Below are 23,218 nucleotides of genomic sequence, written 5' to 3'. Positions count from 1 at the left end.
CACGAGAGTGACGTGGACGCAGCCATGTCCTTCGCCCAATCGACGCGCCAACGATTGTGCCCTATGTTGCCGCGATCCCCCTCCACATGCACAAAAACAACAATGATGTACCTGGAAACGCCGCCGCGCCTGATCGAAACCAAGATCTTCTCCGCCATGCCCGACCATTTCCGCCGCAAGGGCGTGCGGACCGATTGGGCCGATGCCAACCGGCCGGGTGTGCCGACCGATAGTTTCATCGAAGGGCCGTCGTTCGACAAAGACGGCAACCTCCATATCGTCGACATTCCCTTCGGCCGCATCTTCCGCATCGCGCCTGATGGCGCGTGGTCGCTCGTGATCGAATATGAGGGCTGGCCGAACGGATTGAAGATCGCGGCCGACGGCCGCATCCTCGTGGCCGACTACATGCACGGCATCATGGAACTCGACGCCGGGGCAGGGCGCATCAGGCCCATCCTGACCGCGCGCAATTCGGAATCGTTCCGTGGCTGCAACGATCTGCATCTCGCCTCCAACGGCGACATCTTGTTCACCGATCAGGGCCAGACCGGCCTGCACGACGCAAGCGGCCGTGTCTATCGCCTGACGCCGAGCGGCCGGCTCGATTGCCTGCTCGACACCGGCATCAGCCCGAACGGCCTGGTGCTCGACCCCAGCGAAACGGTGCTGTTCGTCGCCATGACCCGCGACAATGCGGTGTGGCGGTTGCCGTTCATGAAGGACGGCAGCGTGTCGAAGGTCGGCCGCTTCTGCTCGCTGTTCGGCACCAGCGGTCCTGATGGCATGACCATGGACGCGGCCGGTCGCCTGTTCGTCGGCCACGCTTCGCTCGGCCACGTCTTCGTGTTCGCGCCGAACGGAGAGCTGATCGCGCGGATCAAGTCGTGCGCGGGTCCGAGCTGCACCAATGTCGCCATCGGTGGCGCCAAGAAAGATCGGCTCTATATCACGGAGTCAGGGACCGGCAGCGTGCTGGTTGCGGATATCAGCGGACTGTGAGCTTTGACATGAACACAAAACCCTTCGGCAAGACCGGCGCGAACGTCTCCGTCATCGGGCAGGGCACCTGGTATCTCGACCATGGCGACCGCAAGCGCGCGATCGCGGCGCTTCAGCGCGGGCTCGATCTCGGCATGACCCACATCGACACCGCCGAGATGTACGGCGATGCCGAGCTCGTCATCGCCGATGCGATCGCAGGCCGCCGCGATGAAGTGTTCCTGGTTTCAAAGGTGCTGCCGAGCAACGCCTCGCGCGGCGGCACCATCACGGCGTGCGAACGCTCGCTGAAGCGGCTGAAGACCGATCGTCTCGACTGCTATCTGCTGCACTGGCGCGGTTCCTATCCGCTCGAAGACACGGTTGCCGCGTTCGAAGAGTTGGTGAAGGCCGGCAAGATCAAATCCTGGGGCGTCTCCAATTTCGACGCCGACGATCTCGACGAAATTCTCGACGTCTCCGGCGAAGGCCGCATCGCGTGCAATCAAGTGCTCTATCATCTCAAGGAGCGCGCGATCGAGCATGCGGTGATCCCGTGGTGCGAGAAGCGTGGCGTCGCTGTCGTCGCATACTCTCCGTTCGGCCACGACGATTTTCCCGCAAGCAACAGCAAGGGAGGCGCGGTGCTGGCACGTATCGCGGAGGCGCGTCGTATGACACCGCGGCAGGTCGCGCTGAGCTTCCTTACCCGTGCGACTACGGTGTTCGCGATCCCGAAGGCCTCGTCCGCGGAACATGCCGGCGAGAATGCGGCGGCCGGCGATCTCGTGCTGACGAAAGAGGAGATTTCGGCGCTCGATGCGGCGTTTCCGCGCGGTCCGAAGCCGCGCAGCCTACCCATGTTGTAGTGCACAAACGCCTATTATTAATGGAGTATTGACGCGCGGGGTCGTCAGCGCATATCGGCATCCTGTTTTCGGAAGTTGTGAAAGCGGCGCATTTGTCGTTTTTTACGATCGTTCCCGAATCGTCGTTTTCCCAGGTTCCAGCCGTGACACCGCCGCCCGCCGTAGCCGCAAGGCTCGACAGTATTCCCATGCCCGTGCCGGAGAAGAAGCAGGAGGTTCGCCGCGCGCCTGCGCGCGTCGATCATCCCTTCAAGGGCATCGCGCTGGTGCTGTTGTCGACGGTATTCCTCGGTTGTTCCGACGTCACCGCAAAGTATCTGTCGACGAGCCTGCCGTCGATCGAGATCACCTGGATCCGTTTCGTCACATTCGCGCTGATGTTCACGCCGGTGATGCTGCCGGGCTCGCCGCTGCATGCGATGCGCACCGATCGCCTCGGCCTGCAATTGATGCGCGGCGTCGCGCTGCTCGGCTCCTCGCTGTTCTTCATCACCGGTCTCCGTTTCCTCCCCATCGCGGAAGCCTCGGCCACCGGCTTCGTCTCGCCGCTGTTCGTCACCGCGCTGTCGATCATCTTCCTGAGCGAGACGGTCGGCATGCGCCGCTGGATCGCGACCGCGATCGGTCTCATCGGCGTGATGATCATCCTGCGTCCGGGCTCCAATGCGTTCCACGCCGCCGCGTTCTTCCCGATCATCTCGGCATTCTGCTGGGCTGCTGCGCTGATCCTGACGCGCATGATGAGCGGGCGCGAAGCCGTCCTCACCACCATGGCCTATTCGGCGCTCACGGGCGTTGCGATCCTCAGCCTGATGGTGCCGTTCGTCTGGGTGACGCCGAGCTGGACCGCGATCGGGCTCGGCATCGTGATCGGCGTCGCGTCCACCGTGGGCCAGTGGATCATCGTGCTGGCCTATCGCTACGGCGATGCCTCGGTGCTGGCGCCGTTCTCGTACACGCAGTTGCTGTGGGTCAGCATTCTGGGCTTCTTCCTGTTCGGCGAAGTGCCTGACGTCTGGACCGTCACTGGTGCTGCCTTCATCGTCGCCAGCGGTCTCTACATCGCCCATCGCGAGCGCATCCGCCGCGCCCAGCTGCTGGTGCTGGAAGAGCGTTCCCCGAACCCCTGACGCAAGTTCGCGCGTCCCGCTTCGTGCTATCAACGGCTCCAACAACACGGGAGGAGCCGGATGCGCGCTGCGATTTTCAGGAACGGTGAGATTGTCGTCGACCGGATGGCCGAGCCAAAGCCAGGTAACGGTCAGGTGCTGGTCAGGACGCTTGCCTGCGGCATCTGCGGCTCCGACCTTCATGCCCGCCAGCATGCCCCCCGCATGGTGGAGATGGCGAAGAAGACCGGCCGCAAGCCGATGGACCTCGCCCGCGACGTCGTGTTCGGCCATGAGTTCTGCTGTGAGATCGTCGATTACGGTCCCGGAACCGCGCGCAAGCTCAAGCCCGGCACCCGCGTCTGTTCGCTCCCAGCGCTCGTGACGCCGCAAGGCATCGAGGGCATCGGCTATTCCAACGACAATATCGGCGGCTATGCCGAGGCGATGCTGCTCAGCGAGCCCCTGCTGCTTGAGGTGCCCAACGGTCTCGCGTCCGAACATGCGGCGCTGACCGAGCCGCTCGCCGTCGGTGTCCACGCCGTGGCGAAAGCCAACATCCGGGGCGGCGAGGTACCGCTCGTGATCGGCTGCGGCCCGGTCGGGCTCGCGGTGATCGCAGCGCTGAGGATCAAGGGCCTGCATCCGATCGTCGCCGCCGACTATTCGCCGGCGCGGCGTGCACTGGCCGCAAAGCTGGGGGCCGATATCGTCGTCGATCCCAGGGTGACGCAGCCCTACGCGACCTGGGCCGAGCACGCGCAGATGTCGGAGGCCGAGAAGGCGGCGCGCCCGCCGTTGCAGGCCATGCTGCCGGCACTGAAGCCCGCAATCATCTTCGAATGTGTCGGCGTGCCCGGCCTGTTGCAACAGGTGTTCGAGGGCGCCCCGCGTGATGCGCGCATCGTGGTGGTCGGCGTCTGCATGGAGACCGACAGGAGCGAACCCATGCTCGGCATCATGAAGGAGCTCAATGTCCAATATGTGCTCGGCTACACGCCGGATGAGTTCGCAGCGTCACTGCGCCTGATCGCAGAAGGGCAGGTGGATGCGGCCGCGATGGTCACCGCCGAGGTCGGCCTCGACGGCGTCGCAAAGGCGTTCGCTGATCTCGCCAATCCTGAGGCGCACACCAAGATCATCGTGCAGCCGTGGAAATAGGGAACGGCTGAAGCACGCCGCCATCGGGTTTCGCGGCGACGTCGGCATCGCTCATCTGGGCGATCACGGCCCGGCGGTCGACGATCGCCTGATGGAATTGCGCCAGCACGAGACCGAAGGCGGTGAGGTCGCCGTCTTCGATGGCGCCGTCCTCGTGACAGGCCAGCGTCTCGCGCAGTATGTCGTCGGCTGCGCTCTGCATGGCGGCGAGATCGTCGAGCGACGTCGCCTCCCGCACGCTGGAGATCGCCGTCAGCAACCTGTCGCGATGCAGCGCGTTCTCGCTGCGCTCCTCGCGCCGTAGATAGTGCCGCAGCCACGCGGCCACCGAGCCGAAGCCCGAGAGCAGCAGCACTGCGCCCCAGATGTAGTCGCTGTACTTGTCCATGAAGCTGCGCTCGTTGCCGTCGATAAAGGCGGCAGCTCCTGGATGGGCCGGCAGCGCGGCGTCCTTGTCGGTGTCAGGCTTCTGGATGTGACTGGCGCCGGGTAAGTCCTTCACGAGCGACTGACGGACCGTAAACAGCTCGCGGGTGAAGGCAGCGACCGTGTCCTCGGACAGTGAAGCGGGCGCGACGATCAGATGATTGACGGCGATGGTGTCGATCTTGTCGTCCGGCCGCTGCGGCGTCGTGGAAAATGCGCTCGCGGGAATTTCCTCGGATTCGTAGAGCGGGTGCCGCTCGGCGATGGCGTCGGAGACGTCGACGGACAGGAACTTGGGCTCGCCGCGCAGGCGTGCGGTGGTGGCGATCGTGCTTGCGATCGCCTTGTCGCCGAGTGCGCCCACCATCATGAAGGCGTCGAGCGTTGAGTCCTGGGCCATCTCGGAGATGCGGTCGATACTGAACTGTGCGATCGTGACCTTCTGCGGGTTGACGCCTGACTCGGCGAGGATGACACGAAGCAGATTGAGATTGGCATCGCCAAGGCCGACGACACCGATGCGGCGCCCCGTGAGGGGGGCGATCTCCATGATCTTCGGCCTGGCGGCGCCCTTGCGCGCCGCTGGCGCCCACAACACCACGAAATTCCGCCGCAGGATCGCCACCGAATTGGTGTCGGCCGGCATGGCGAAGTCGCCGCGAGCCACCGCGAGGTCGGCCTTGCCGGCGCCGAGCAGATTGAGGCTTTGCAGTGTGCCGTCGGTCTCGATCGGCACGAGCCGCACCGCGCCACCCCTGGCGTCGAACGCCTTCGCCACCGCCGCAATCAGCGCCTGGTCGTCACTGCCGGCCGGCCCGACCGCGATGCGTAGCGTCGCCGGCTGCCAGAGCCAATAGGCGAGGGCAAGAACGACGGTGAGCACCGAGAGCACGCTTTCGAGCGCGAGCCACGGGCCAAAGCGATTCCGGCGGCGAGACGACGCGTCTCTCCTCACGCTCAGATCGCTCGGCACGGGCATCTCGCTTTCCTCATCGGCAAGCTCGCCCGACGGCAGGCGCGGCGGGTGCCGTCAGTATTTCGAAGGCACGTACATCTCCGGCGGAATCGGGCCGCGGTGATAGTCGGGATTACGGACGCGCGGCGGCAGCACCACGGGCACGCGGGCGACCTCCTGGTACGGCATCTGGCTGAGCAGATGCGCGATGCAGTTGAGGCGGGCGCGCTTCTTGTCGACGGCGTCGACGATCCACCACGGCGAATCCGGCAGATGCGTGTGCTCCAGCATCGTCTCCTTGGCCTTGGTGTACGCCTCCCAGCGGCTGCGCGCCTCGACGTCCATCGGGCTCAGCTTCCATTGCTTCAGCGGATCCCTGATGCGCATGCTGAAGCGGAACTGCTGCTCGTCGTCGGTGATCGAGAACCAGTATTTGACGAGAGTGATACCGGAGCGGATCAGCATCCGCTCGAACTCCGGCACCGTCTTGAAGAACTCCTGGTATTGCTCCTCGGTGCAGAAGCCCATCACGCGCTCGACGCCGGCGCGGTTGTACCAGCTGCGGTCGAACAGCACGATCTCGCCGCCGGCCGGCAAATGCGACACGTAGCGCTGGAAGTACCATTGCGTGCGTTCGCGCTCGCTTGGTGCCGGAAGCGCCGCGACACGGCAGATGCGGGGATTGAGCCGCTGGGTGATGCGCTTGATGACGCCGCCCTTGCCGGCGGAGTCGCGGCCCTCGAACAGCACCACGACCTTCTTCTTCTCGCTCTGCACCCAGTCCTGGAGCTTGACCAGCTCGCCCTGGAGCCGCAGCAGTTCCCGGAAATAGAGCCTGCGATCAACCGTCGGGCGGAGCGCGTCGGTCTCGTCCAGCAGCTCGTCGAGCCTGCTGTCATCGAGCTCCATCTCCAGCTCTTCGTCGAGATCGTCGGTCATTTCCCGGATGATGCGCTCGCGTTTGGCCATTTCAGGGGTGCGGTCGGATGCGGTCATGGGTCCTTCTTTCGGCAGGGTGCCTGTCGCCCGTGACCATCGGCGGGGTTTATTGCGCCCATGTGACACCGGTTCCGAAATAGCCCGGCGGGGCCGTCAGACCGGCAGGGCGATCGAATATTTGACCTGGCTGAGCGCGAAGCTCGACTCGATCGAGGCAATGCCGTCCAGCCGGGTCAGCTTGGTCTTCAGGAAGGTCTCGTAGGAGGCGAGGTCGGCCGCCACCACGCGCAGGAGATAGTCGCGGTTGCCGGTCATCAGATAGCACTCCAGCACCTCGTCCCATTTCGAGATCGCGCGGGCGAAACGATTCAGATCCTCCTCCTTCTGCCGCGCCAACTTGATCGAGATGAAGACGCTGACATGCAGCCCCAGCGCCTTCTGGTCGACGGTCGCGATGTAGCGGCTGATGACGCCGCGCTCCTCCAGCAGCTTGACCCGGCGATGGCAGGGCGACACCGAGAGCCCGACCTTGTCGGCGAGTTCCTGCATTGTCAGCCGGCTGTCGTTCTGGAGCAAAGCGAGGATTTTCCGGTCGATGGCGTCGAGGTCTGGCATTGGGATGAAACCTGTCTGAAGTGCTGATCCATTGGTAAAGTATCCCAATATTTGGAGGTATGGCGCGAAAAATTGAGAAGTTTGGCGCCGCCCGCGGGCGTATCATCGTCCAACCTGTTTCCGGGAGCCATTGCGATGCCCGTTGATACCGCCCGTCTGGACACATTGACCGCGCTGGCCCGCAAGGCGCTGTGGCTGTCGTCATGGACCATCCATCACGCCAACCACATCCGCGCCAACGCGGACGGGCTCAAGGTCGGGGGACACCAAGCCTCGTCTGCCTCGCTCGCGACCATCATGTCGGCGCTGTATTTCAGCGTGTTGCGCCCTGAGGATCGCGTTGCGGTGAAGCCGCATGCGAGCCCGGTGTTCCACGCCATCCAGTATCTGTTCGGCCGGCAGACTCGCGAGAAGCTGGAGAACTTTCGCGGCTTCAAGGGCGCGCAGTCCTATCCCTCGCGCACCAAGGATGTCGACGACGTCGATTTCTCGACTGGGTCGGTCGGCCTCGGCGTCGCGCAGACGCTGTTCGCATCGCTGGTGCAGGACTACGTCAAGGCGCATGGCTGGATGAAGGATCGCCGCGAAGGGCGGATGATTGCCCTCGTCGGCGATGCCGAGATGGACGAGGGCAACATTTTCGAAGCGCTCGCCGAAGGCTGGAAGCACGGCCTGCGCAACACCTGGTGGGTGGTCGACTATAACAGGCAGTCGCTCGACGCCGTTGTGCGCGAGGGGCTCTGGGAAAAGTTTGAGACCATGTTCCGCAATTTCGGCTGGGACGTGGTGATCGTGAAATATGGCCGCCTGATGCGCGAGGCCTTCGCCGAGCCCGGCGGCGAGGCGCTTAAAGCTTGGATCGACAATTGCCCGAACGCGCTCTACGCGGCTCTGTGCTTCCAGGGCGGCGCCGCCTTCCGCAAGCATCTGCACGACGAGATCGGCGACCAGGGCCCGATCACCAAGCTGATCGACAGGCGCAGCGACGAGGAGCTGCTGGCGCTGATGTCGAACCTCGGCGGCCACGACATGGCGAGCATGCTGGAGGCGTTCGAGTCGATCGATCACGATCGCCCGGTCTGCTTCATCGCCTACACCATCAAGGGCGTCGGCCTGCCGTTCCAGGGCCACAAGGACAACCACGCCGGCCTGATGACGGTCACGCAGATGGAGAAATATCGCGAGAGCCAGAACATTCGTGCGGGCCATGAATGGGACAAGTACGAGGGCCTCGCGCAGGACGCCGCCGAGCTCGACGCCTTCCTCGCGCGCGTGCCGTTCAACCAGGACGGCCGCCGGCTGACCGCGCCCGTGGTCGGGGTGCCCCAGCAACTCGCGTTCAAGCCGTCGCCGCAGATGTCGACCCAGCAGGGCTTTGGCCTCGTGCTGAACGAGATCGCGCGCGACGACAGCGAGCTGGCGAGGCGCATCGTCACGACCTCGCCCGACGTCACGGTCTCGACCAATCTCGGTCCGTGGGTGAACCGGCGCGGCCTGTTCGCGCGCGGCGAGAAGGCGGATTTATTCCGCAGCGAGAAAATTCCCTCCACGTTCAATTGGGACTTCTCGCCCAAGGGGCAGCATCTCGAGCTCGGCATCGCCGAGATGAACCTGTTCATCATGCTCTCGGCGCTCGGTCTGTCGCACCAGATCAACGGCGAGCGGCTTTTGCCGGTCGGCACGCTCTACGATCCCTTCATCGAGCGCGGCCTCGATGCATTGAACTACGCCTGCTACCAGGATGCGCGCTTCATGGTGGCCGCGACGCCCTCGGGCATCACGCTGGCGCCTGAAGGCGGTGCGCACCAGTCGATCGCGACGCCGTTGATCGGCATGGCGCAGGACGGGCTCGCCTCGTTCGAGCCGGCTTTCGTCGACGAGCTCGCCGTGATCATGGCGTGGGGCTTCAATCACATGCAGCGCGATCCGGGCGAGGGCGGCTCGGTCTATTTGCGGCTCTCGACGCGCAGCATCGAGCAGGCGCAGCGGATCATGACGCCGGAGCTTGCGCAGGGCATCACCGACGGCGCCTATTGGCTGCGCAAGCCGGGGCCCAATGCCGAACTCGTGATCGCCTATACCGGCGCGGTCGCGCCCGAAGCGATCGAGGCGACCGGCTTCATCGGCGAGAGCCGCCGTGACATCGGTCTGCTCGCGATCACCTCGGCGGATCGCCTGCATGCGGGTTGGACCGCTGCGCGGAAATTGCGGCGCGATCGGCGGGGTGTGCAGCATCTCAGCCACATCGAAAAGCTGCTCGCGCCGCTGCCGCGCGACTGCGGCATCGTGACCGTGATCGACGGCCATCCCTCCGCGCTCGGCTGGCTCGGCAGCGTCCGCGGTCATCGCGTCGAGGCACTCGGCGTCGAGCAGTTCGGCCAGACCGGCACCATCGCGGACCTCTACCGCCATTACGGCATCGATGCGAACGCCATCATCGATGCGGCCGAAAGCCTCACCACCGGCGCACCGGTGCTGCACCGGAAGATGGCGGTGTAGTTGAGGTAACTGCCCTGTCATTCCGGGGCGACGCGTAGCGTCGAGCCCGGAATCCATACTCCCGATCGTGGTTATGGATTCCGGGCCCGCGCCAAGTAGCGCGTCCCGGAATGACACCTGAGGGAGCCTTGCCTCGTTCCCGCCATCGGCTCATATATCCTCCGTCCGCAGCAACGCTGGCCCCGCATATGGCGGGTTCAATTGCCGGCGCTTTCGTGCAAGGATGCCTGCCGAAACGCCCCCTCCAAGCCCCCAAGAAGAGGTTAACGATGGTCAATCGCATGCAATTCTACATCGACGGCGCCTGGGTCGATCCCGCCGTCAAGAAGTCCACCGCCGTGGTCAATCCCGCGACGGAAGAGGCGATGTACGAGGTTGCGCTGGGCTCCAAGGCTGACGTCGACAAGGCCGTCACTGCTGCCAAGCGCGCCTTTGCAACCTTCTCCCAGACCAGCCGCGAGGAGCGCGTCGCGCTGCTCACGAAAGTCATCGAGATCTACAAGGGCCGCCTCAAGGAGATCGGCGCCGCCGTCTCCGACGAGATGGGCGCGCCGCTGCCGATGGCGGAGAAGCTCCAGGCCGGCGCCGGCCTCGGCCACCTCATGACCACGCTCGACGTGCTCAAGAACTATCATTTCGAGGAACCGGTCGGCACCGCCATGGTGCTGCGCGAGCCGGTCGGCGTGGTCGGCATGATCACGCCCTGGAACTGGCCGCTGAACCAGATCGCCTGCAAGGTTGCGCCTGCGCTCGCCGCCGGCTGCACTATGATCCTGAAGCCGTCGGAGTTCACCCCAACCTCGGCGTTGATCTTCGCGGAAATCCTCCATGAAGCCGGCGTGCCGAAGGGCGTGTTCAACCTCGTCAACGGCCTCGGCCCCGAGGTCGGCGCCGCTATGAGCGAGCATCCTGACATCGACATGATCTCGTTCACCGGCTCGACCCGCGCCGGCATCGATGTGGCCAAGCGCGCCGCGCCGACCGTGAAGCGCGTCAGCCAGGAGCTCGGCGGCAAGTCGCCGAACGTCATCCTCGAAGGCGCCGACCTGACCAAGGCGGTGACCGGCGGCGTGATGCACATGTTCAACAACTCCGGCCAGTCCTGCAACGCACCCTCGCGCATGATCGTGCCGCTGTCGAAGATGAAGGAAGTCGCCGCGATCGCGAAGGCTGTCGCCGATAAGACCAAGGCCGGTGATCCCCGCGCTGAAGGCACTACCATTGGTCCGGTCGTCAACCGCGGCCAGTGGGACAAGATCCAGGGCCTGATCAAGAAGGGCATCGACGAGGGCGCAACGCTCGTTGCCGGCGGCCCGGGCCTGCCCGAAGGCGTCAACAAGGGCTTCTACGTCCGTCCAACCATCTTCGCCGACGTCACCCCCGACATGACGATCGCCCGTGAAGAGATCTTCGGACCGGTGCTCACCATCATCGGCGCCAAGGACGAAGCCGAGGCCGTGCACATCGCCAACGACACGCCCTATGGTCTCGCGGGTTACGTCTCGGGCGCTTCGGTTGAGGACGCCAAGCGCGTGGGTCGCCAGATCCGCGCCGGCAACGTCAATCTCCAGGGCGTGCCCAACGACCGCACCGCGCCGTTCGGCGGCTACAAGCAGTCGGGCAACGGCCGCGAGTGGGGCAAGTACGGCCTCGAGGACTTCCTCGAAGTGAAGGCCGTTGCGGGCTTCAACGCGGCGTAAGTTTTTTCGCCTGAACAAGCATGACGCCGGAGCGGGAAACCGCTCCGGCGTTTTTCGTTTTGCTCTGTCGTCATTGCGAGGAGCGCAGCGACGAAGCAATCCAGGCTGTCTCCGCGAAAACAGTCTGGATTGCTTCGCTTCGCTCGCAATGACGGAGGAGGGACCTCGTTGGGTGGGCAAAGGAGCGTAGCGACGTGCCCACCATTCCGCGACGAACAAGAAGCGGTGGGCACGCTTTCGCTTTGCCCACCCTACGAGACCGTCTCTGCGGAACGCCTATCCCCCGACCGCGCCTTGCGTGTTCACATACAGCGCGTAGATCGACTGGCTTGCCGCCATGAACAGGCGGTTGCGCTTGACGCCGCCGAAGCAGAGATTGGCGCAGCGCTCGGGCAGCGCGATGCGGCCGATCATGACGCCGTCGGGCGCGAATACGACGACGCCGTCGAGCTCGGGATCGCCCATACCCCAGCCGCACCAGAGATTGCCGTCGATGTCGCAGCGCATGCCGTCGGGCGTGCCCGGGCCGGCATCGATGTGGACGCGCTTGTTGGAGATCGTGGTGCCGTCGGGCGAGACGTCATAGGCGAGGATTTTTCGGTTCGGCACGCCGCGCGATTCCACGACATACAGAATCTTCTCGTCGGGCGAGAAGCACAGCCCGTTCGGACCGAGCACGCCTTCGGCGACGATGGTCGCCTTGCCCGTTGCAGGATCGAGCCGATAGACGTTCGGCTCGATCTCGGGCTCCGCCTTGTAGCCCTCGTAATTGCCAAGCAGGCCGAAGGTCGGATCGGTGAACCAGATCGAGCCGTCGGACTTCACCACCACGTCGTTCGGCGAGTTCAGCCGCTTGCCGCCGAACGAATCCATCAGCACGGTGATGCTGCCGTCATATTCGGTGCGCACCACGCGGCGGCCGCCATGCTCGCAGGTGACGAGCCGGCCCTGACGATCCCTGGTGTTGCCGTTGGCGAAATTCGAGGGCTTTCGGAAGACCGAAACGGTTCCGGTCTCCTCCTCCCATTTGATGATGCGCTGGTTCGGGATGTCGCTGCACAGGAGATAGCGTCCGTCGCCGAACCACACCGGACCCTCGGCCCAGCGCAGGCCGGTCGCCAGCCGCTCCACTGCCGACAGCTTTAGCCAGTATTTTTCGAAGCGGGGGTCCAGTGCTTTTATCGCCGGATCGGGGTAATAGGTCGCCGGCCGCCAGCCTTGAGTGTGGGGCGATGCATCGTTCATGTGCAGGTCTCTTTGTTGCGTTCCCTCTGTCCAAGTCTGCTAGCATCAGTTATCTACGGCCGCAAATCGGTCACCACAGGCGAGGGAAGACATGCCGCGTATTTTGATGACGGGAGCTTCGGGCGGAATCGGCACGAGCCTGCGAAAGCTGCTGCCGCCGATCTATCCGGATCTCCTGCTCTCCGACATCAAGCCGCCCGCCGATCTCGGCGCGAACGAACAATTCAAAGCGGCGGATCTCGCCGATCTCGCGCAGTGCGAGGCGATCTGCGATGGCGTCGACGGCATCATCCATTTCGGCGGCTATTCGGTCGAAGGCACCTGGGACCAAATCCTCCAGGCCAACATCATCGGCGGCTACAATTTGTTCGAGGCCGCGTACCGCAAGGGCGTCAAGCGCGTGGTGTTCGCCTCGTCCAACCACGCGGTCGGCTTCTACCCCCGCCATCACAAGATCGGGACCGACGTCACCCCGCGCCCCGACGGGCGTTATGGCGTCAGCAAGGTGTTCGGCGAGGCCGTCGGTGCGCTCTACGCCGACAAGCACGGCCTGAAGGTGACCTGCCTGCGCATCGGCAATTTCGGCGACATGCCGCTCGACCAGCGCCGGCTCTCGATCTGGCTGAAACCCGACGACCTCGTGCAGCTCTGCCGCATCGGGCTCGAACATCCCGACATCCATTTCGAGGTCTTCTACGGCGCCTCCCTCAACGAGCGCGCCTGGTGGGACAACCACCGCGCCTACGAATTCGGCTATCGCCCGACGGGGCGCGCCGAGGATTTCCGCGAGCACGCGATGGCCGAGCAGACCAAGCTGAAGCCGGATCCGGTCGGCGACCACTACCAGGGCGGCGCGTTCTGCAGCAACGAGTTCGACGGCGACACGAGCCGGATCATTGATTGGAATAAGCGCTGAAATGCCATACCCCCTCTCCACAGTTATGAGGTGAGGGGGCCTCTCCGCGGCACTCGTGCCGGCATGCAGCCTAGTCCATGCCTTCATCGGGAATGTTCAAGACGGTGCCACACGCTTTGCAATGCACCGCGTCGACATCGTGGCGCTGCAGGGCGCAAACCGGACAGGGGAAGCGTACCTTGGAGGGCGCGAGCAGTGCCTTGGCGAGATTCAGGAAAAGGGTCACGCCAAAGATCATGATGACGACGGTGATCAGGCGGCCGACGGTCCCTGGCAAGGTGATGTCGCCGAAGCCGGTCGTGGTCAGTGCGGTGACCGTGAAGTAGAGCGCGTCGGCATAGTTGGCGATCTGATGATTGTGAGACTTCTGCGTCTCGTAGACGATCCCGGTCATCACGAAAATGAACACGCCGAGGTTCACGACGGCAAAGACGACTTCCGCGTTTCGCCGGAAGAAGGGGCTGTCGACCCGGAGCCGCGCCACCATCTGGTAGTCGCGCAGCAGCCGCAATGTTCGAAATGCGCGCAGGAAGCCGCCGGCCTCTCCGGCGAGCGGCGCAAGGAACGAGATGATGACGACGATGTCAGTCCAGGTCGAAAGTCGCGCCAGGTCATGCAGCGGTTGACGGCTGATGATCATCCGTGCGGCGAAATCCGCAAGGATCAGCACGCCGAACACGACATCGAGCGACTCGATGGCCCTGTTGCGAGGCAGGAACGAGGTCGCGATGATGAACAGAACCGTGACGATGTCCAGCGCGAGCAGGGCGTATCGGAATTTTATGCAGCCGAACGTGTCGCCTTCGTAAAGTTGCCGGATCCTGCCCTTCAGGGCCTCGAATGGGACGGCGACGGCGTCGAGCGGCCCATGTCCCTTCGTACTGTTGCGATAAAATGCCATGGTCAGCGACCGCCGCGCATCTCGGTAGCCTATGCTTCCGAAGGATCGAGCATTTCGCCGATCTTGTTGACGGCGACATTGATCGACATGCCCAGGTAATCGCCGGGTTCGCCGAACCACGAGCCAGTCAGCGGCACGGCCTGGCCCGGATGCCGCGCAATGGCCACCGGAATGAGGTCGAAGCCAGCGCTCAAACTGTTGGTTGGATCGTAATCCAGCCAGCCGGCGCCGGGCAGGAATACCTGCACCCATGCGTGGGTCGCGCCGGAGCCGGTCATGCCCACGGCGCCGCCATCGAGCGCCGCATCATAGAGATAACCGCTGACGAAGCGCGCGGCAAAGCCGAGCCGGCGCAACGTCTCGATCATCAGCCAGGCGAAGTCCCGGCAGGTGCCCGATTTCGTGCGCAGCGTTTCGCCGGGTGACTGTGTGCCTTCGGCATCTCTGCCGCAATAGCTGAAGTCGCTGCGAAACTTGCCGAGCATTCGGCGCAGCACGTCGGCGGTCCGATCCTGATCGCCGGCAACGAAGCTCTTGGTCCACGCCGCATGGCTGCCGTCTGCATCGTCGGCATGCGGGCGCAGGTAACCGGCAAGGTCGGTCCATTCGTCCGGGGTGTACTGCACGGGGACCTCCTCGGCCCGGAGGTCCAGCGGAAATGTCTCCAGATCCTTGATGCCAAAATAGACGCCACGAACCCTGAACGTGAATGTCAGCTCGCTGCCGGGTTCGCTGAAGTCCATCACCGTGACGGCATTGGAGCGGGAGTCGGTTACCCAATGCACCTTTGATGGCAGGCTGGTAGCAGCGGACCAGCGAAGCAGCCGGGTCGAGGCGCCGCGCCGCGGCAGGAACATCGCCCGGTGCGTGCCGAACCTCACCGGCTTTGCATAGCGGTAGGTCGTGGTGTGCGTGATCTCGCCTATGATCGCCATGCATCGATCCGCTTCGCATTGCGGGGCTCGTTGAGCACCTTCCGCACAAGAAAGAGCAGGGACCAGCTTTCGGCTCGGCCGCTGCTGCCCATTGATCTAGATCAACGTCGTTCCCGGGATCGTCTGGCCCATCAAGCGATCACGCATTCCTTCAGACGTTGATGTGCAAACCGACCGAATGGAGCGATGGACATGGGTATCCTTTGGACGATCATCATTGGATTTATCGTCGGCGTGGTCGCGAAATTCATCATGCCCGGCGACAAATCCGAGCCCACGGGGTTCATCCTGACGACGGTTTTGGGGATCGTCGGTGCGTTCGTCGCGACGTGGCTCGGTCAGGCCGTGGGATGGTATAAGTTCGGGGAGGGCGCCGGCTTCATCGGCAGCGTGGTCGGCGCCATCATTCTCCTCTTCCTGTACGGGCTTGTTATGGGTCGTCAGGGCCGCGCCTGATCGACCCGAATGATCTTGCTGCGCATGAAAATCAAATTGTCAGTCGTCGCGATGCTCGCGACGATCGTACCGGGAGTCATGTCAGGATCGGCGCGAGCCGCAGCCCTCAGCGATGCCGAGGCGACGTTCCTTGACCAGCTCGTCACCGCATCGGTGGTGCTGGAGCAGCGATGCGACGGTTACGAGGTCGACGGCGCCGGCGGCGTTCAACTCGGCGCCCGGCTTCTCGGCAGCCCTGAGGCGGCGATGGCCATGATCGACGCCTATGCTGCAGCCATCAAGGCCCGCGACGGCGAGACCTACGATCCCGGTAAATTCCGCCCCGAGGTGCGTGAGGCGGCCGGCAAAACGTTCAGGCGCGTCCGGACGGACTTGATCAAGAACCCGACAAGGGGCTGCGCTGACTACGGCGATGCCAGCGTGGACCGCGGTTTGCTGAGGCGGTACTGAACGCGAACAAGCTCTGATTGAGAAGGACCTGTCACTCGCGTCATGCTATCGTCTGTTCCGGGACGTGCATTGCCGTCCCAGGCAACAAGAACAGGGAGGATGGCTATGAAGACGTTAGCGATGTCAGCGTTGATCCTTGCTACCTTGTCGATCGCGCCGGTGAGCGCCGCACCGATCGGTCCCGCGGCTCACCTGAACCCAAACCAAGGTCCGGGATGCTCGCTCTCCGGCGGCGCGGTTGCGAATTGCAAGAACGTCCTCAACTTCAAGTCCTACTACGAGTGCCGCAGTAACCGCATGGAGCGAGGCTGGACGGGCGTTGAGAGCGGCTACTACTGCCGGGCTCTCGACCTCAAATAAGAGCGCGGGTCAGTTCAGAATTTTGGGAGGCCGCCTGCGTTGGCGGCCTCTTCTATCGCGATGAGTGTCAGGCACGCATCCCGATCGCCGGACGAAATGGCGGGCCGTCCCAGGGCTGCGGTGCGGCGGCATAGCGGTCGAAGCGCATTGTGTGGCTGGCGAGCCCCTGGCTCAACACGCGCAGGCTGTTCGCATAGCCGAACATCGCTATGAGCGGTACCGTCGCATCGATCGCGACCGTGTCATCGTCGACGACCCTGGAGTGGGCGGTCCCACGCCGTGATGTCAGGTCGTCAACGATCGATTGTGCGAACGGCGTCGGTGTCACCACTTCGACCTTCATGATCGGCTCAAGCAAGACCGATTCTGCCGTTTGCAGCGCCCTGCGGAACGCGGCATTAGCCGCGATCTCGAAGGCGAGCGGTGAAGAATCGACGTCGTGATACTTGCCGTCGATCAGCTGGACCCTGACGTTCACCACCGGAAAGCCCGCAATCACGCCGCAGGCCAGTACGCTTTCGAGCCCTTTCTCGATCCCGGGCATATATTTGTTCGGTAGCGCATCCACACCAGTCTTGCGTTCAAGCTGGTATCCCGTGCCAGGCTCATTCGGCTCGATGGCAAGCTTGACGGCGGCAAACTCCCCCTTGGGCCCGTAGATCTTTTTGTGAGTGTATTCCGCCTCCGCACGTTTGGTCGGATGCTCGAGAAATGCCACCTGCAGGGCACCAATATTGACGGCTATTCCAGAGGTCCGGTTGAGGGCGTCGATCGCGCTCTCGATGCGGGTTTCGCTCGTTCCCTTCAGGATGATCTGAGCAGAGTCTTGATCGACCGACACGGCGAGCGCTCCGTCCTTGGCGGTGAGCTTCAAGAGCGCAGCAACGAGCTTCTCATGATCGGCCCTGGACTTCGCTTCGATGGCGACGTCAACAAGCAGGGGTGGCGTGCTCACATCATGCGGCATTGTAAGACCTGTAGCGTTGCCTTGGTCTAGCGTCAGCTCTCCTCACCCGCAATCCTCGCCAGATAATCCGACTTGCTGAACTGCATGTGATCCACACACAGCTGCGCCAACGCCCAGCTGTCGCGGCCCTTCAACAGCTCGATCATCAGCTCGTGTTGGCGCCGCGATTGCGCAAGTCCCTCGCGGTCGGCGAGGTTCTTGGCGCGCATCGGCAGCGTCAGGCTCATGTAGTCCTGGAGCGACCGCACCAGATAGGGATTGCCGCAGGCCGAGAACAGCGCGAGGTGAAAGGCGTCGTTGGCCTCGTGGATGCCGCGCAGATCCTGCACATCGGCCTTCGCGCAATATTGCCGTTGCAGTGCGGTCAGCTCGTCGATCAGGCCTTGCGGTGCGGGCAGGGGGATCATCAGCGCGGCCTGCCGGGTCAGCATCTCGCGGACCTCGTAGATCTGCCGGACTTCCTCGGCCGAGTAGAACCGCACGGTGGCGCCGACGTTCTTCTCGCGGCGGACGATGCCGCGGCGCTCGGCATCGACCAAGGCCTGCCGCACGAAGTGCCGGGAGGTGCCGTAGCGCGACATCAGCGCGTCTTCGGTGAGGCGCGCGCCCGGCGGCAGGCGGCCGAAGATGATGTCCTCTTCCAGCCGCGCGACGACATCGTCCGGATCGTCGCGCCGGACCGGCATGGCGTCTGCGGTGCGGATGTCGGACATGCCCTCAGCCTCCGGCTCATGCCGGTCCGCCTTGTGGAGCAGGGAGAACCCGGATTGTCAATAATTTGTGTCGGAAGGCGGTGTCTGGGGCAGAAAGCGCGACGATCTGGCCCAATCTTATTGACAATCAGGGGGCAGGCTGTAGCACAATGGCAAGCGAGAAGGAGCGGTATGATGACGAGTGGTTTGCGCAAGGGTCTGACGAGCTATGGCGATGCCGGCTTCTCGCTGTTCCTGCGCAAGGCGTTCATCAAGGCCATGGGCTATTCCGACGACGCGCTGGAGCGCCCGATCGTCGGCATCACCAACACCTATAGCGACTACAATCCCTGCCACGGCAACGTCCCCCAGATCATCGAGGCCGCCAAGCGCGGCGTGATGCTGTCGGGCGCGATGCCGTTCGTGTTTCCGACCATTTCGATCGCCGAGAGCTTTGCGCATCCGACCTCGATGTATCTGCGCAATCTGATGGCGATGGACACCGAGGAGATGATCCGGGCCCAGCCGATGGATTCGGTGATCGTGATCGGCGGCTGCGACAAGACCCTTCCTGCGCAGGTTATGGCCGCGATCAGTGCTGATTTGCCGACCGTCGTCATTCCCGTCGGTCCCATGGTGGTCGGCCATCACAAGGGCGAGGTGCTCGGTGCCTGCACCGATTGCCGCCGTCTCTGGGGCAAGTATCGCGCCGGCGAAATGGATGATGCCGAGATCGAGGAGGTCAATGGCCGCCTCGCGCCGTCGGTCGGCACCTGCATGGTGATGGGCACGGCCTCGACCATGGCCTGCATGATCGAAGCCATGGGTCTGTCGCTGCCGATGAGCGCGACGATTCCCGCGCCGCATGCCGAACGCTTTCGCCTTGCCGAAGCGAGCGGCAGGGTTGCCGCCGAGATGGCCAAGACCAAGGGGCCGAAGCCGAGCGAATTGCTGACGCCGGCGTCTTTCAAGAATGCGCAGGTCGTGCTCCAGGCGATCGGCGGCTCGACCAACGGCCTGATCCATTTGACGGCGATGGCGCACCGCTCGCCCCACCGCCTCGATCTCGAGGTGTTCGACCGGATTGGCCGCGAAGTGCCGGTGCTGGTCGACCTCAAGCCGTCGGGCGAACACTACATGGAGCATTTCCACCACGCCGGTGGCGTGCCGAAATTGCTGGCGCAGCTCGGCGATCTCGTCGATCTCGACGCGAAGACCATCAGCGGCCAGACGCTGCGCGATGTCGTCGCGAATGCGGAGGACGTGCCTGGCCAGGATGCGATCCGTCCGCGCGACAATCCAATCAAGAAGGAAGGGGGCCTTGCCGTCCTGCACGGCAATCTCGCCCCGCGCGGTGCCGTCATCAAGCAGTCGGCCGCGAGCCCCAAGCTGTTGCAGCACACCGGGCGCGCGGTGGTGTTCGAATCCGTCGAGGACATGACCTTGCGGGTCGACCATCCCGATCTCGACGTGAACTCCGACGACGTGCTGGTGCTGCGCAATGCCGGCCCCAAGGGCGCGCCGGGCATGCCGGAGGCGGGTTATCTGCCGATCCCGAAGAAGCTCGCGCGCGGCGGCACCAAGGATATGGTGCGCATTTCGGATGCGCGCATGAGCGGCACCGCGTTCGGCACCATCGTGCTTCACATCACGCCGGAATCCGCCGTCGGCGGACCGCTCGCGCTGGTGAAGAACGGCGACATGATCCGGCTGGATGTTGCCAAGCGCAGCATCGAGCTGCTGGTCGATGCCGCCGAGCTGGAGCGTCGGCGCACCGCATTGAAGCCGGCGGCAGCACCCGATGAGGCGCGGCGCGGCTACGCCTGGCTGTTCAACGAGACCATCATGCAGGCCGACGAGGGCTGCGACTTCGATTTCATGCAGAGGACTGGGAAGCAGACTGAGAAGGGGTGACGAACCACCCGAACGAGCGCTCAGACCGCACAAGCGGCGGGCGATAAAACAGGGGGAAACGATGATTGCACGATCCATGCGTGGGTTGGTGGCCATGGCCGCCGTACTTTTCGTCACCGGGGCCGGGGCACAGGAGGTGAAGCATTATCGCTTTGCCTACGATCAGCCGCGCAACACCGGCTATTCCATCGCGGGCGACCTCTTTGCCGACAAGCTCAAGGAATTGAGCAAGGGCACCATGATCATCGACCAGTATCCGGGCGCGCAGCTCGGGCAGGAGCCGCAGGTGCTCCAGCTCGTGAAGGCCGGCGACATCGAATTCGCCATCATCTCCTCGGCCAACACCGCGACGATTTCGCCGCAGGCCGGCGTGATGTCGCTGCACTTCCTGTTCCGCGACGAGAACCACGTGGTCAAGGGGCTGGCCGATCCCCGCGTGTTCGAAGCGCTCAAGACCATGATCGACGAGACCACGCAGGGCCTGCACGTGATTGCGACCGGTTCGCAAGGTGTGCGCCACATGTACTCCAAGAAGGAGATCCACAATGTCGGCGACATCAAGGGGCTGAAGATCCGCGTCCAGGCGACCGCGACCGAGGACATGATGTTCCCGGCCTACGGCGCCCAGACCGTGCACATGCCGTTCGGCAGCGTCTACACCAGCTTGCAAACCGGCGTCGTCGACGTCGCCGAGAACAGCATCAATGTCTACCTCGTCAACAAGCACTACGAGGTCGCCCCGGTCCTCAACATCACCGAGCACGAGGCCAACAACGCGCTGGTGTTCGTCTCCGACAAGCTCTGGCAGAGCCTATCGGCGGAGCAGAAGGGGTGGGTGCAGGCGGCGGCCAACGAGGTCAGCACGAAAGAGCCGCAGAAGGCGTTCGACCTCGAGCGCACCGCGGCCGACAAGCTGAAGAAGATGGGCGTGAAGATCGTCGACAACGTCGACAAGAAGAGCTTCACGGTGATCGCCGACCCCTATCTCGACAAGCTCGCCAAGGAGCTCGGCCCGCATGCCGAGAAGATCAAGAATTTGATCCGGTCGGTGAACTAGTTACAGCAAAGTCGTCATGCCCGGGCAGAAGCGCGAAGCGCGCCTTCGCGCCAAATGTCCCGGGCATCCACGTTCTTCCTTCGAGCCCGCACCAAGTGCGTGGATGACCGGGACAAGCCCGGCCATGACGGAAAGCTGCAGCCGGGAGCAACAATGTCCATCGCCGACAAACTGCTGGTGCAACGGCAACGCCACCTGAAATGGCGCTGGCTCGACTGGCTCGAGCTTGCGCTGATGGTCCTCTGCGGCGTGCTCTGCTTCGGCTTCTCGCTGTCGGTCACCGCCGACATCGTCACACGCACCATCGGCCACCCCTGGCTGTGGCTCCAGGAAGTCACCTCGACGCTGTTCATCTATGCGATCTTCGTCGGGACCGCGGTCGCGACCCGGCGCAACGATCACCTCTATCTCACCGCGATCTCCGAAGCGATGCACGGCACGGCGCGGCTGATCGTCGAAGTGATCATTCGTCTCGTCGTGCTCGGCGTCGCCTTCTGCCTGATCTGGTACGGCTATCAGAACTATCTTCGCGGCTTCGGCAGCTTTCGCTTGCCGTCGGGCACTCCGATCGCCTCGCTCTATGCGATCATCCCGCTGTCCGGCGTGCTGATCGGCCTGTTCACCATCGAGCAGCTCGTCAACGGCTTGCGCAACGGCTTTGACCATCACGAGCCGCCCGAAGAGGACGGAGCGCCCGTCATCACGGACGTGCAGATGAGGGCGCAGCCGTGAGCGCACCCGTTGTCCTGGCGTTGATGTCGATCTGCTTCCTGTCGTTCGGCTATCTCGGCGTGCCCGTGCCGTTCTCGCTGATGGCCGGCGTGTTCATTGGTGCGCTCCTCTCCGATGTCTCGCTGGCCGCGATCATCCAGAAGATATTTGACGGCGTGGACTCCGAGGCGTTGCTGGCAATCCCGTTCTTCCTGCTGGTCGGCGAGCTCATGAGCTCGGCCAACGTGGTGGTACGAATAGCCAACCTGTCAGTATCGCTGGTCGGACACATCAGGGGCGGGCTGTCGCAGGTCGTCGTTGTCTTCAGCATGTTCTTCTCGGAAATGTCGGGCTCGACCACTGCCGACGTCGCCGTGATGAGCCGTGCGCTGGGCGGCCCGATGAAACGCGAGGGCTACGAGCCCGCCTTCATTGCGGCGATCATCGCGTCCGCTTCGACCATCGCTGCACTGGTGCCGCCGAGCATTACGGCGGTGGTCTATGGCGCGGTCGGCAACGTCTCGATCGCCGGCCTGTTCATGGCGGGGGTGGTGCCCGGGCTGATGATCGGCTTCGGGTTGATGATCTATTGCTACTTCTTCGGCCCTTCCGGCCTGCGCAAGCCGCGCGCGCCGCTGCGGCAGGTGGTGTTCGCCGCGGGTGACGCCGCCCTGCCGCTGATGATCCCTGTCATTTTGCTCGGCGGCATCCTCACCGGCTGGTTCACGCCGACGGAAGCCGGCGTCGTTGCGGTGGTCTGGATTGTCGTCGTCGTGATCCCCGCGCTGAACCGCGGGCATATCAAAAAGATCCCATATGATTTCTGCCTTGCAGGCTTGATCTTCTCGCTGCCGCTGATCACGATCGGCGCTGCCAATGCCTTCGGCTGGATGCTCGCTTACTTACGCGGTGCGAGTTACATCGCCGACATGATCACCTCGATTGCCGGCAACGATCCGCATCTGATCATGCTGCTGATGGTGCTGCTCTTCACTGTGGTCGGTGACTTCATCGAGCCGGTGCCGACCATCATCATCTTCATGCCGCTGGTCAACGCGCTGACCGAGGCCGGCGACATCAACGCCGTGCACATGGGCGTGGTGCTGATCGCCACGCTCGCCTTTGGCCTGATCACGCCGCCATACGGCCTGGTGCTGCTGATGGCCTCGAAATTCGTCGGCATCAGTTTTGCCAAGGCCTTACGCGCCGCCTTGCCGATCTATGTGGTGTTCCTGGCCACGATCGCGTTCGCGATCTATTTCCCGAGCGTGGTGCTGTGGCTGCCGCAGAAAGTGCTGCCGGAATCGGTCGGCTGCTTCAAGTCGCTGGCGGGGACAGGCTACATCTGTCCTAAGTGACG

22 protein-coding genes are annotated in these 23,218 nt (G+C 63.8%); 14 read left to right on the top strand and 8 right to left on the bottom strand.

The window, feature by feature from the left end; all coding sequences use genetic code 11:
• Positions 1 to 105: 105 nt before the first annotated feature.
• The 4 genes from AB7G19_RS31690 (at position 106) to AB7G19_RS31675 (ending at position 4,120) form a co-directional block, all read left to right on the top strand.
• On the top strand, positions 106 to 1,002 hold the full coding sequence (locus tag AB7G19_RS31690; protein WP_085404427.1) for an SMP-30/gluconolactonase/LRE family protein: 897 nt from the start codon (positions 106 to 108) through the stop codon (positions 1,000 to 1,002).
• 8 nt (positions 1,003 to 1,010) lie between these two features.
• Positions 1,011 to 1,850, top strand: a complete 840-nt coding sequence (locus AB7G19_RS31685; protein ID WP_085404426.1) for an aldo/keto reductase — start codon at positions 1,011 to 1,013, stop codon at positions 1,848 to 1,850.
• Positions 1,851 to 2,038: 188 nt separating this feature from the next.
• Positions 2,039 to 2,980 (top strand): DMT family transporter, encoded by a 942-nt coding sequence (locus tag AB7G19_RS31680; RefSeq protein ID WP_085404425.1) that lies wholly within the window; start codon positions 2,039 to 2,041, stop codon positions 2,978 to 2,980.
• A gap of 60 nt (positions 2,981 to 3,040) precedes the next feature.
• Positions 3,041 to 4,120 carry a zinc-binding dehydrogenase gene (locus AB7G19_RS31675; RefSeq protein ID WP_085404424.1) on the top strand — a complete coding sequence of 360 codons (1,080 nt, stop codon included), beginning with the start codon at positions 3,041 to 3,043 and terminating at the stop codon, positions 4,118 to 4,120.
• Here AB7G19_RS31675 and AB7G19_RS31670 read toward each other — a convergent pair.
• The 3 genes from AB7G19_RS31670 to AB7G19_RS31660 all read right to left on the bottom strand — a co-directional run bounded on the left by AB7G19_RS31670 (position 4,098) and on the right by AB7G19_RS31660 (position 7,055).
• Positions 4,098 to 5,525, bottom strand: coding sequence for a TAXI family TRAP transporter solute-binding subunit (locus AB7G19_RS31670; protein WP_085404423.1), 1,428 nt, complete (start codon positions 5,523 to 5,525; stop codon positions 4,098 to 4,100). The genes AB7G19_RS31675 and AB7G19_RS31670 overlap by 23 nt on opposite strands.
• Positions 5,526 to 5,576: 51 nt before the next feature.
• A complete protein-coding gene (gene ppk2 / locus AB7G19_RS31665) occupies positions 5,577 to 6,497 on the bottom strand; it encodes a polyphosphate kinase 2 (protein ID WP_085404422.1) in 921 nt (306 codons plus the stop codon).
• Between the two features lie 96 nt (positions 6,498 to 6,593).
• Complete coding sequence (locus AB7G19_RS31660) at positions 6,594 to 7,055, bottom strand: Lrp/AsnC family transcriptional regulator (RefSeq protein ID WP_014497003.1); 462 nt, start codon at positions 7,053 to 7,055, stop codon at positions 6,594 to 6,596.
• 135 nt (positions 7,056 to 7,190) lie between these two features.
• Between AB7G19_RS31660 and AB7G19_RS31655 the strand changes: the two genes are divergently transcribed.
• The gene (locus AB7G19_RS31655) at positions 7,191 to 9,554 is read left to right on the top strand and encodes a transketolase (RefSeq protein ID WP_135216300.1); all 2,364 of its coding nucleotides are present in this window, start codon (positions 7,191 to 7,193) and stop codon (positions 9,552 to 9,554) included.
• Positions 9,555 to 9,823: 269 nt separating this feature from the next.
• Positions 9,824 to 11,254 carry an aldehyde dehydrogenase family protein gene (locus AB7G19_RS31650; RefSeq protein WP_085404420.1) on the top strand — a complete coding sequence of 477 codons (1,431 nt, stop codon included), beginning with the start codon at positions 9,824 to 9,826 and terminating at the stop codon, positions 11,252 to 11,254.
• A 276-nt stretch (positions 11,255 to 11,530) separates the two neighbouring features.
• Here AB7G19_RS31650 and AB7G19_RS31645 read toward each other — a convergent pair whose 3' ends face one another.
• Positions 11,531 to 12,499: an SMP-30/gluconolactonase/LRE family protein gene (locus tag AB7G19_RS31645; RefSeq protein WP_085404419.1), complete on the bottom strand. Its 969-nt coding sequence runs from the start codon at positions 12,497 to 12,499 to the stop codon at positions 11,531 to 11,533.
• 91 nt (positions 12,500 to 12,590) lie between these two features.
• Between AB7G19_RS31645 and AB7G19_RS31640 the strand changes: the two genes are divergently transcribed.
• Positions 12,591 to 13,415 carry an NAD-dependent epimerase/dehydratase family protein gene (locus AB7G19_RS31640; RefSeq protein ID WP_085404418.1) on the top strand — a complete coding sequence of 275 codons (825 nt, stop codon included), beginning with the start codon at positions 12,591 to 12,593 and terminating at the stop codon, positions 13,413 to 13,415.
• Between the two features lie 70 nt (positions 13,416 to 13,485).
• Here the strand turns inward: AB7G19_RS31640 and AB7G19_RS31635 are convergent, their stop codons facing one another.
• Positions 13,486 to 14,316, bottom strand: coding sequence for a potassium channel family protein (locus tag AB7G19_RS31635; protein WP_441268728.1), 831 nt, complete (start codon positions 14,314 to 14,316; stop codon positions 13,486 to 13,488).
• 29 nt (positions 14,317 to 14,345) lie between these two features.
• On the bottom strand, positions 14,346 to 15,251 hold the full coding sequence (locus AB7G19_RS31630) for a transglutaminase family protein (RefSeq protein WP_441268727.1): 906 nt from the start codon (positions 15,249 to 15,251) through the stop codon (positions 14,346 to 14,348).
• A gap of 192 nt (positions 15,252 to 15,443) precedes the next feature.
• Here AB7G19_RS31630 and AB7G19_RS31625 point away from each other — a divergent pair, with 192 nt between their 5' ends.
• From AB7G19_RS31625 to AB7G19_RS31615, 3 genes are all read left to right on the top strand, one after another.
• Entirely contained in the window at positions 15,444 to 15,707 is a 264-nt protein-coding gene (locus AB7G19_RS31625) for a GlsB/YeaQ/YmgE family stress response membrane protein (protein ID WP_028146794.1), read from the top strand.
• A gap of 24 nt (positions 15,708 to 15,731) precedes the next feature.
• Entirely contained in the window at positions 15,732 to 16,157 is a 426-nt protein-coding gene (locus AB7G19_RS31620; protein WP_085404551.1) for a hypothetical protein, read from the top strand.
• Between the two features lie 105 nt (positions 16,158 to 16,262).
• Positions 16,263 to 16,517 carry a hypothetical protein gene (locus tag AB7G19_RS31615; protein ID WP_135216299.1) on the top strand — a complete coding sequence of 85 codons (255 nt, stop codon included), beginning with the start codon at positions 16,263 to 16,265 and terminating at the stop codon, positions 16,515 to 16,517.
• 67 nt (positions 16,518 to 16,584) lie between these two features.
• Here AB7G19_RS31615 and AB7G19_RS31610 read toward each other — a convergent pair whose 3' ends face one another.
• Together AB7G19_RS31610 and AB7G19_RS31605 are read right to left on the bottom strand one after the other, a co-directional pair.
• Positions 16,585 to 17,484 carry a hypothetical protein gene (locus AB7G19_RS31610; RefSeq protein ID WP_085404415.1) on the bottom strand — a complete coding sequence of 300 codons (900 nt, stop codon included), beginning with the start codon at positions 17,482 to 17,484 and terminating at the stop codon, positions 16,585 to 16,587.
• A gap of 32 nt (positions 17,485 to 17,516) precedes the next feature.
• Positions 17,517 to 18,197, bottom strand: a complete 681-nt coding sequence (locus AB7G19_RS31605) for a GntR family transcriptional regulator (RefSeq protein ID WP_085404414.1) — start codon at positions 18,195 to 18,197, stop codon at positions 17,517 to 17,519.
• A gap of 174 nt (positions 18,198 to 18,371) precedes the next feature.
• On the opposite strand from AB7G19_RS31605, the gene AB7G19_RS31600 reads away from it, so the two are divergent.
• The 4 genes from AB7G19_RS31600 (at position 18,372) to AB7G19_RS31585 (ending at position 23,216) form a co-directional block, all read left to right on the top strand.
• Positions 18,372 to 20,090, top strand: a complete 1,719-nt coding sequence (locus tag AB7G19_RS31600; protein WP_085404550.1) for an IlvD/Edd family dehydratase — start codon at positions 18,372 to 18,374, stop codon at positions 20,088 to 20,090.
• A 61-nt stretch (positions 20,091 to 20,151) separates the two neighbouring features.
• A complete protein-coding gene (locus tag AB7G19_RS31595) occupies positions 20,152 to 21,147 on the top strand; it encodes a TRAP transporter substrate-binding protein (protein ID WP_063984777.1) in 996 nt (331 codons plus the stop codon).
• Between the two features lie 153 nt (positions 21,148 to 21,300).
• Positions 21,301 to 21,879 (top strand): TRAP transporter small permease, encoded by a 579-nt coding sequence (locus AB7G19_RS31590; protein ID WP_085404413.1) that lies wholly within the window; start codon positions 21,301 to 21,303, stop codon positions 21,877 to 21,879.
• The gene (locus AB7G19_RS31585) at positions 21,876 to 23,216 is read left to right on the top strand and encodes a TRAP transporter large permease (protein ID WP_085404412.1); all 1,341 of its coding nucleotides are present in this window, start codon (positions 21,876 to 21,878) and stop codon (positions 23,214 to 23,216) included. The genes AB7G19_RS31590 and AB7G19_RS31585 overlap by 4 nt, the downstream gene beginning before the upstream one ends.
• Positions 23,217 to 23,218 lie beyond the last annotated feature (2 nt).

The sequence above is a fragment of the Bradyrhizobium sp. 215_C5_N1_1 genome (assembly GCF_052075935.1).
In the GTDB taxonomy this organism is placed as follows: Bacteria; Pseudomonadota; Alphaproteobacteria; order Rhizobiales; family Xanthobacteraceae; genus Bradyrhizobium; species Bradyrhizobium barranii.
Note: the sequence above shows the minus strand (reverse complement) of the source record. Positions and strands in the feature narration are given on the sequence as shown.

Bases quoted from the DNA above. Each gene is read 5' to 3' on its own strand.
- AB7G19_RS31680 (WP_085404425.1), top strand. From the start codon at position 2,039: ATGCCCGTGCCGGAGAAGAAGCAGGAGGTTCGCCGCGCGCCTGCGCGC.
- AB7G19_RS31615 (WP_135216299.1), top strand. From the start codon at position 16,263: ATGAAGACGTTAGCGATGTCAGCGTTGATCCTTGCTACCTTGTCGATC.
- AB7G19_RS31670 (WP_085404423.1), bottom strand. From the start codon at position 5,525: ATGCCCGTGCCGAGCGATCTGAGCGTGAGGAGAGACGCGTCGTCTCGC.
- AB7G19_RS31620 (WP_085404551.1), top strand. From the start codon at position 15,732: ATGAAAATCAAATTGTCAGTCGTCGCGATGCTCGCGACGATCGTACCG.
- AB7G19_RS31650 (WP_085404420.1), top strand. From the start codon at position 9,824: ATGGTCAATCGCATGCAATTCTACATCGACGGCGCCTGGGTCGATCCC.
- AB7G19_RS31645 (WP_085404419.1), bottom strand. From the start codon at position 12,499: ATGAACGATGCATCGCCCCACACTCAAGGCTGGCGGCCGGCGACCTAT.
- AB7G19_RS31600 (WP_085404550.1), top strand. From the start codon at position 18,372: ATGACGAGTGGTTTGCGCAAGGGTCTGACGAGCTATGGCGATGCCGGC.
- AB7G19_RS31595 (WP_063984777.1), top strand. From the start codon at position 20,152: ATGATTGCACGATCCATGCGTGGGTTGGTGGCCATGGCCGCCGTACTT.
- ppk2 (WP_085404422.1), bottom strand. From the start codon at position 6,497: ATGACCGCATCCGACCGCACCCCTGAAATGGCCAAACGCGAGCGCATC.
- AB7G19_RS31590 (WP_085404413.1), top strand. From the start codon at position 21,301: ATGTCCATCGCCGACAAACTGCTGGTGCAACGGCAACGCCACCTGAAA.
- AB7G19_RS31685 (WP_085404426.1), top strand. From the start codon at position 1,011: ATGAACACAAAACCCTTCGGCAAGACCGGCGCGAACGTCTCCGTCATC.
- AB7G19_RS31625 (WP_028146794.1), top strand. From the start codon at position 15,444: ATGGGTATCCTTTGGACGATCATCATTGGATTTATCGTCGGCGTGGTC.
- AB7G19_RS31610 (WP_085404415.1), bottom strand. From the start codon at position 17,484: ATGCCGCATGATGTGAGCACGCCACCCCTGCTTGTTGACGTCGCCATC.
- AB7G19_RS31675 (WP_085404424.1), top strand. From the start codon at position 3,041: ATGCGCGCTGCGATTTTCAGGAACGGTGAGATTGTCGTCGACCGGATG.
- AB7G19_RS31605 (WP_085404414.1), bottom strand. From the start codon at position 18,197: ATGTCCGACATCCGCACCGCAGACGCCATGCCGGTCCGGCGCGACGAT.
- AB7G19_RS31630 (WP_441268727.1), bottom strand. From the start codon at position 15,251: ATGGCGATCATAGGCGAGATCACGCACACCACGACCTACCGCTATGCA.
- AB7G19_RS31640 (WP_085404418.1), top strand. From the start codon at position 12,591: ATGCCGCGTATTTTGATGACGGGAGCTTCGGGCGGAATCGGCACGAGC.
- AB7G19_RS31690 (WP_085404427.1), top strand. From the start codon at position 106: ATGTACCTGGAAACGCCGCCGCGCCTGATCGAAACCAAGATCTTCTCC.
- AB7G19_RS31635 (WP_441268728.1), bottom strand. From the start codon at position 14,316: ATGGCATTTTATCGCAACAGTACGAAGGGACATGGGCCGCTCGACGCC.
- AB7G19_RS31655 (WP_135216300.1), top strand. From the start codon at position 7,191: ATGCCCGTTGATACCGCCCGTCTGGACACATTGACCGCGCTGGCCCGC.
- AB7G19_RS31660 (WP_014497003.1), bottom strand. From the start codon at position 7,055: ATGCCAGACCTCGACGCCATCGACCGGAAAATCCTCGCTTTGCTCCAG.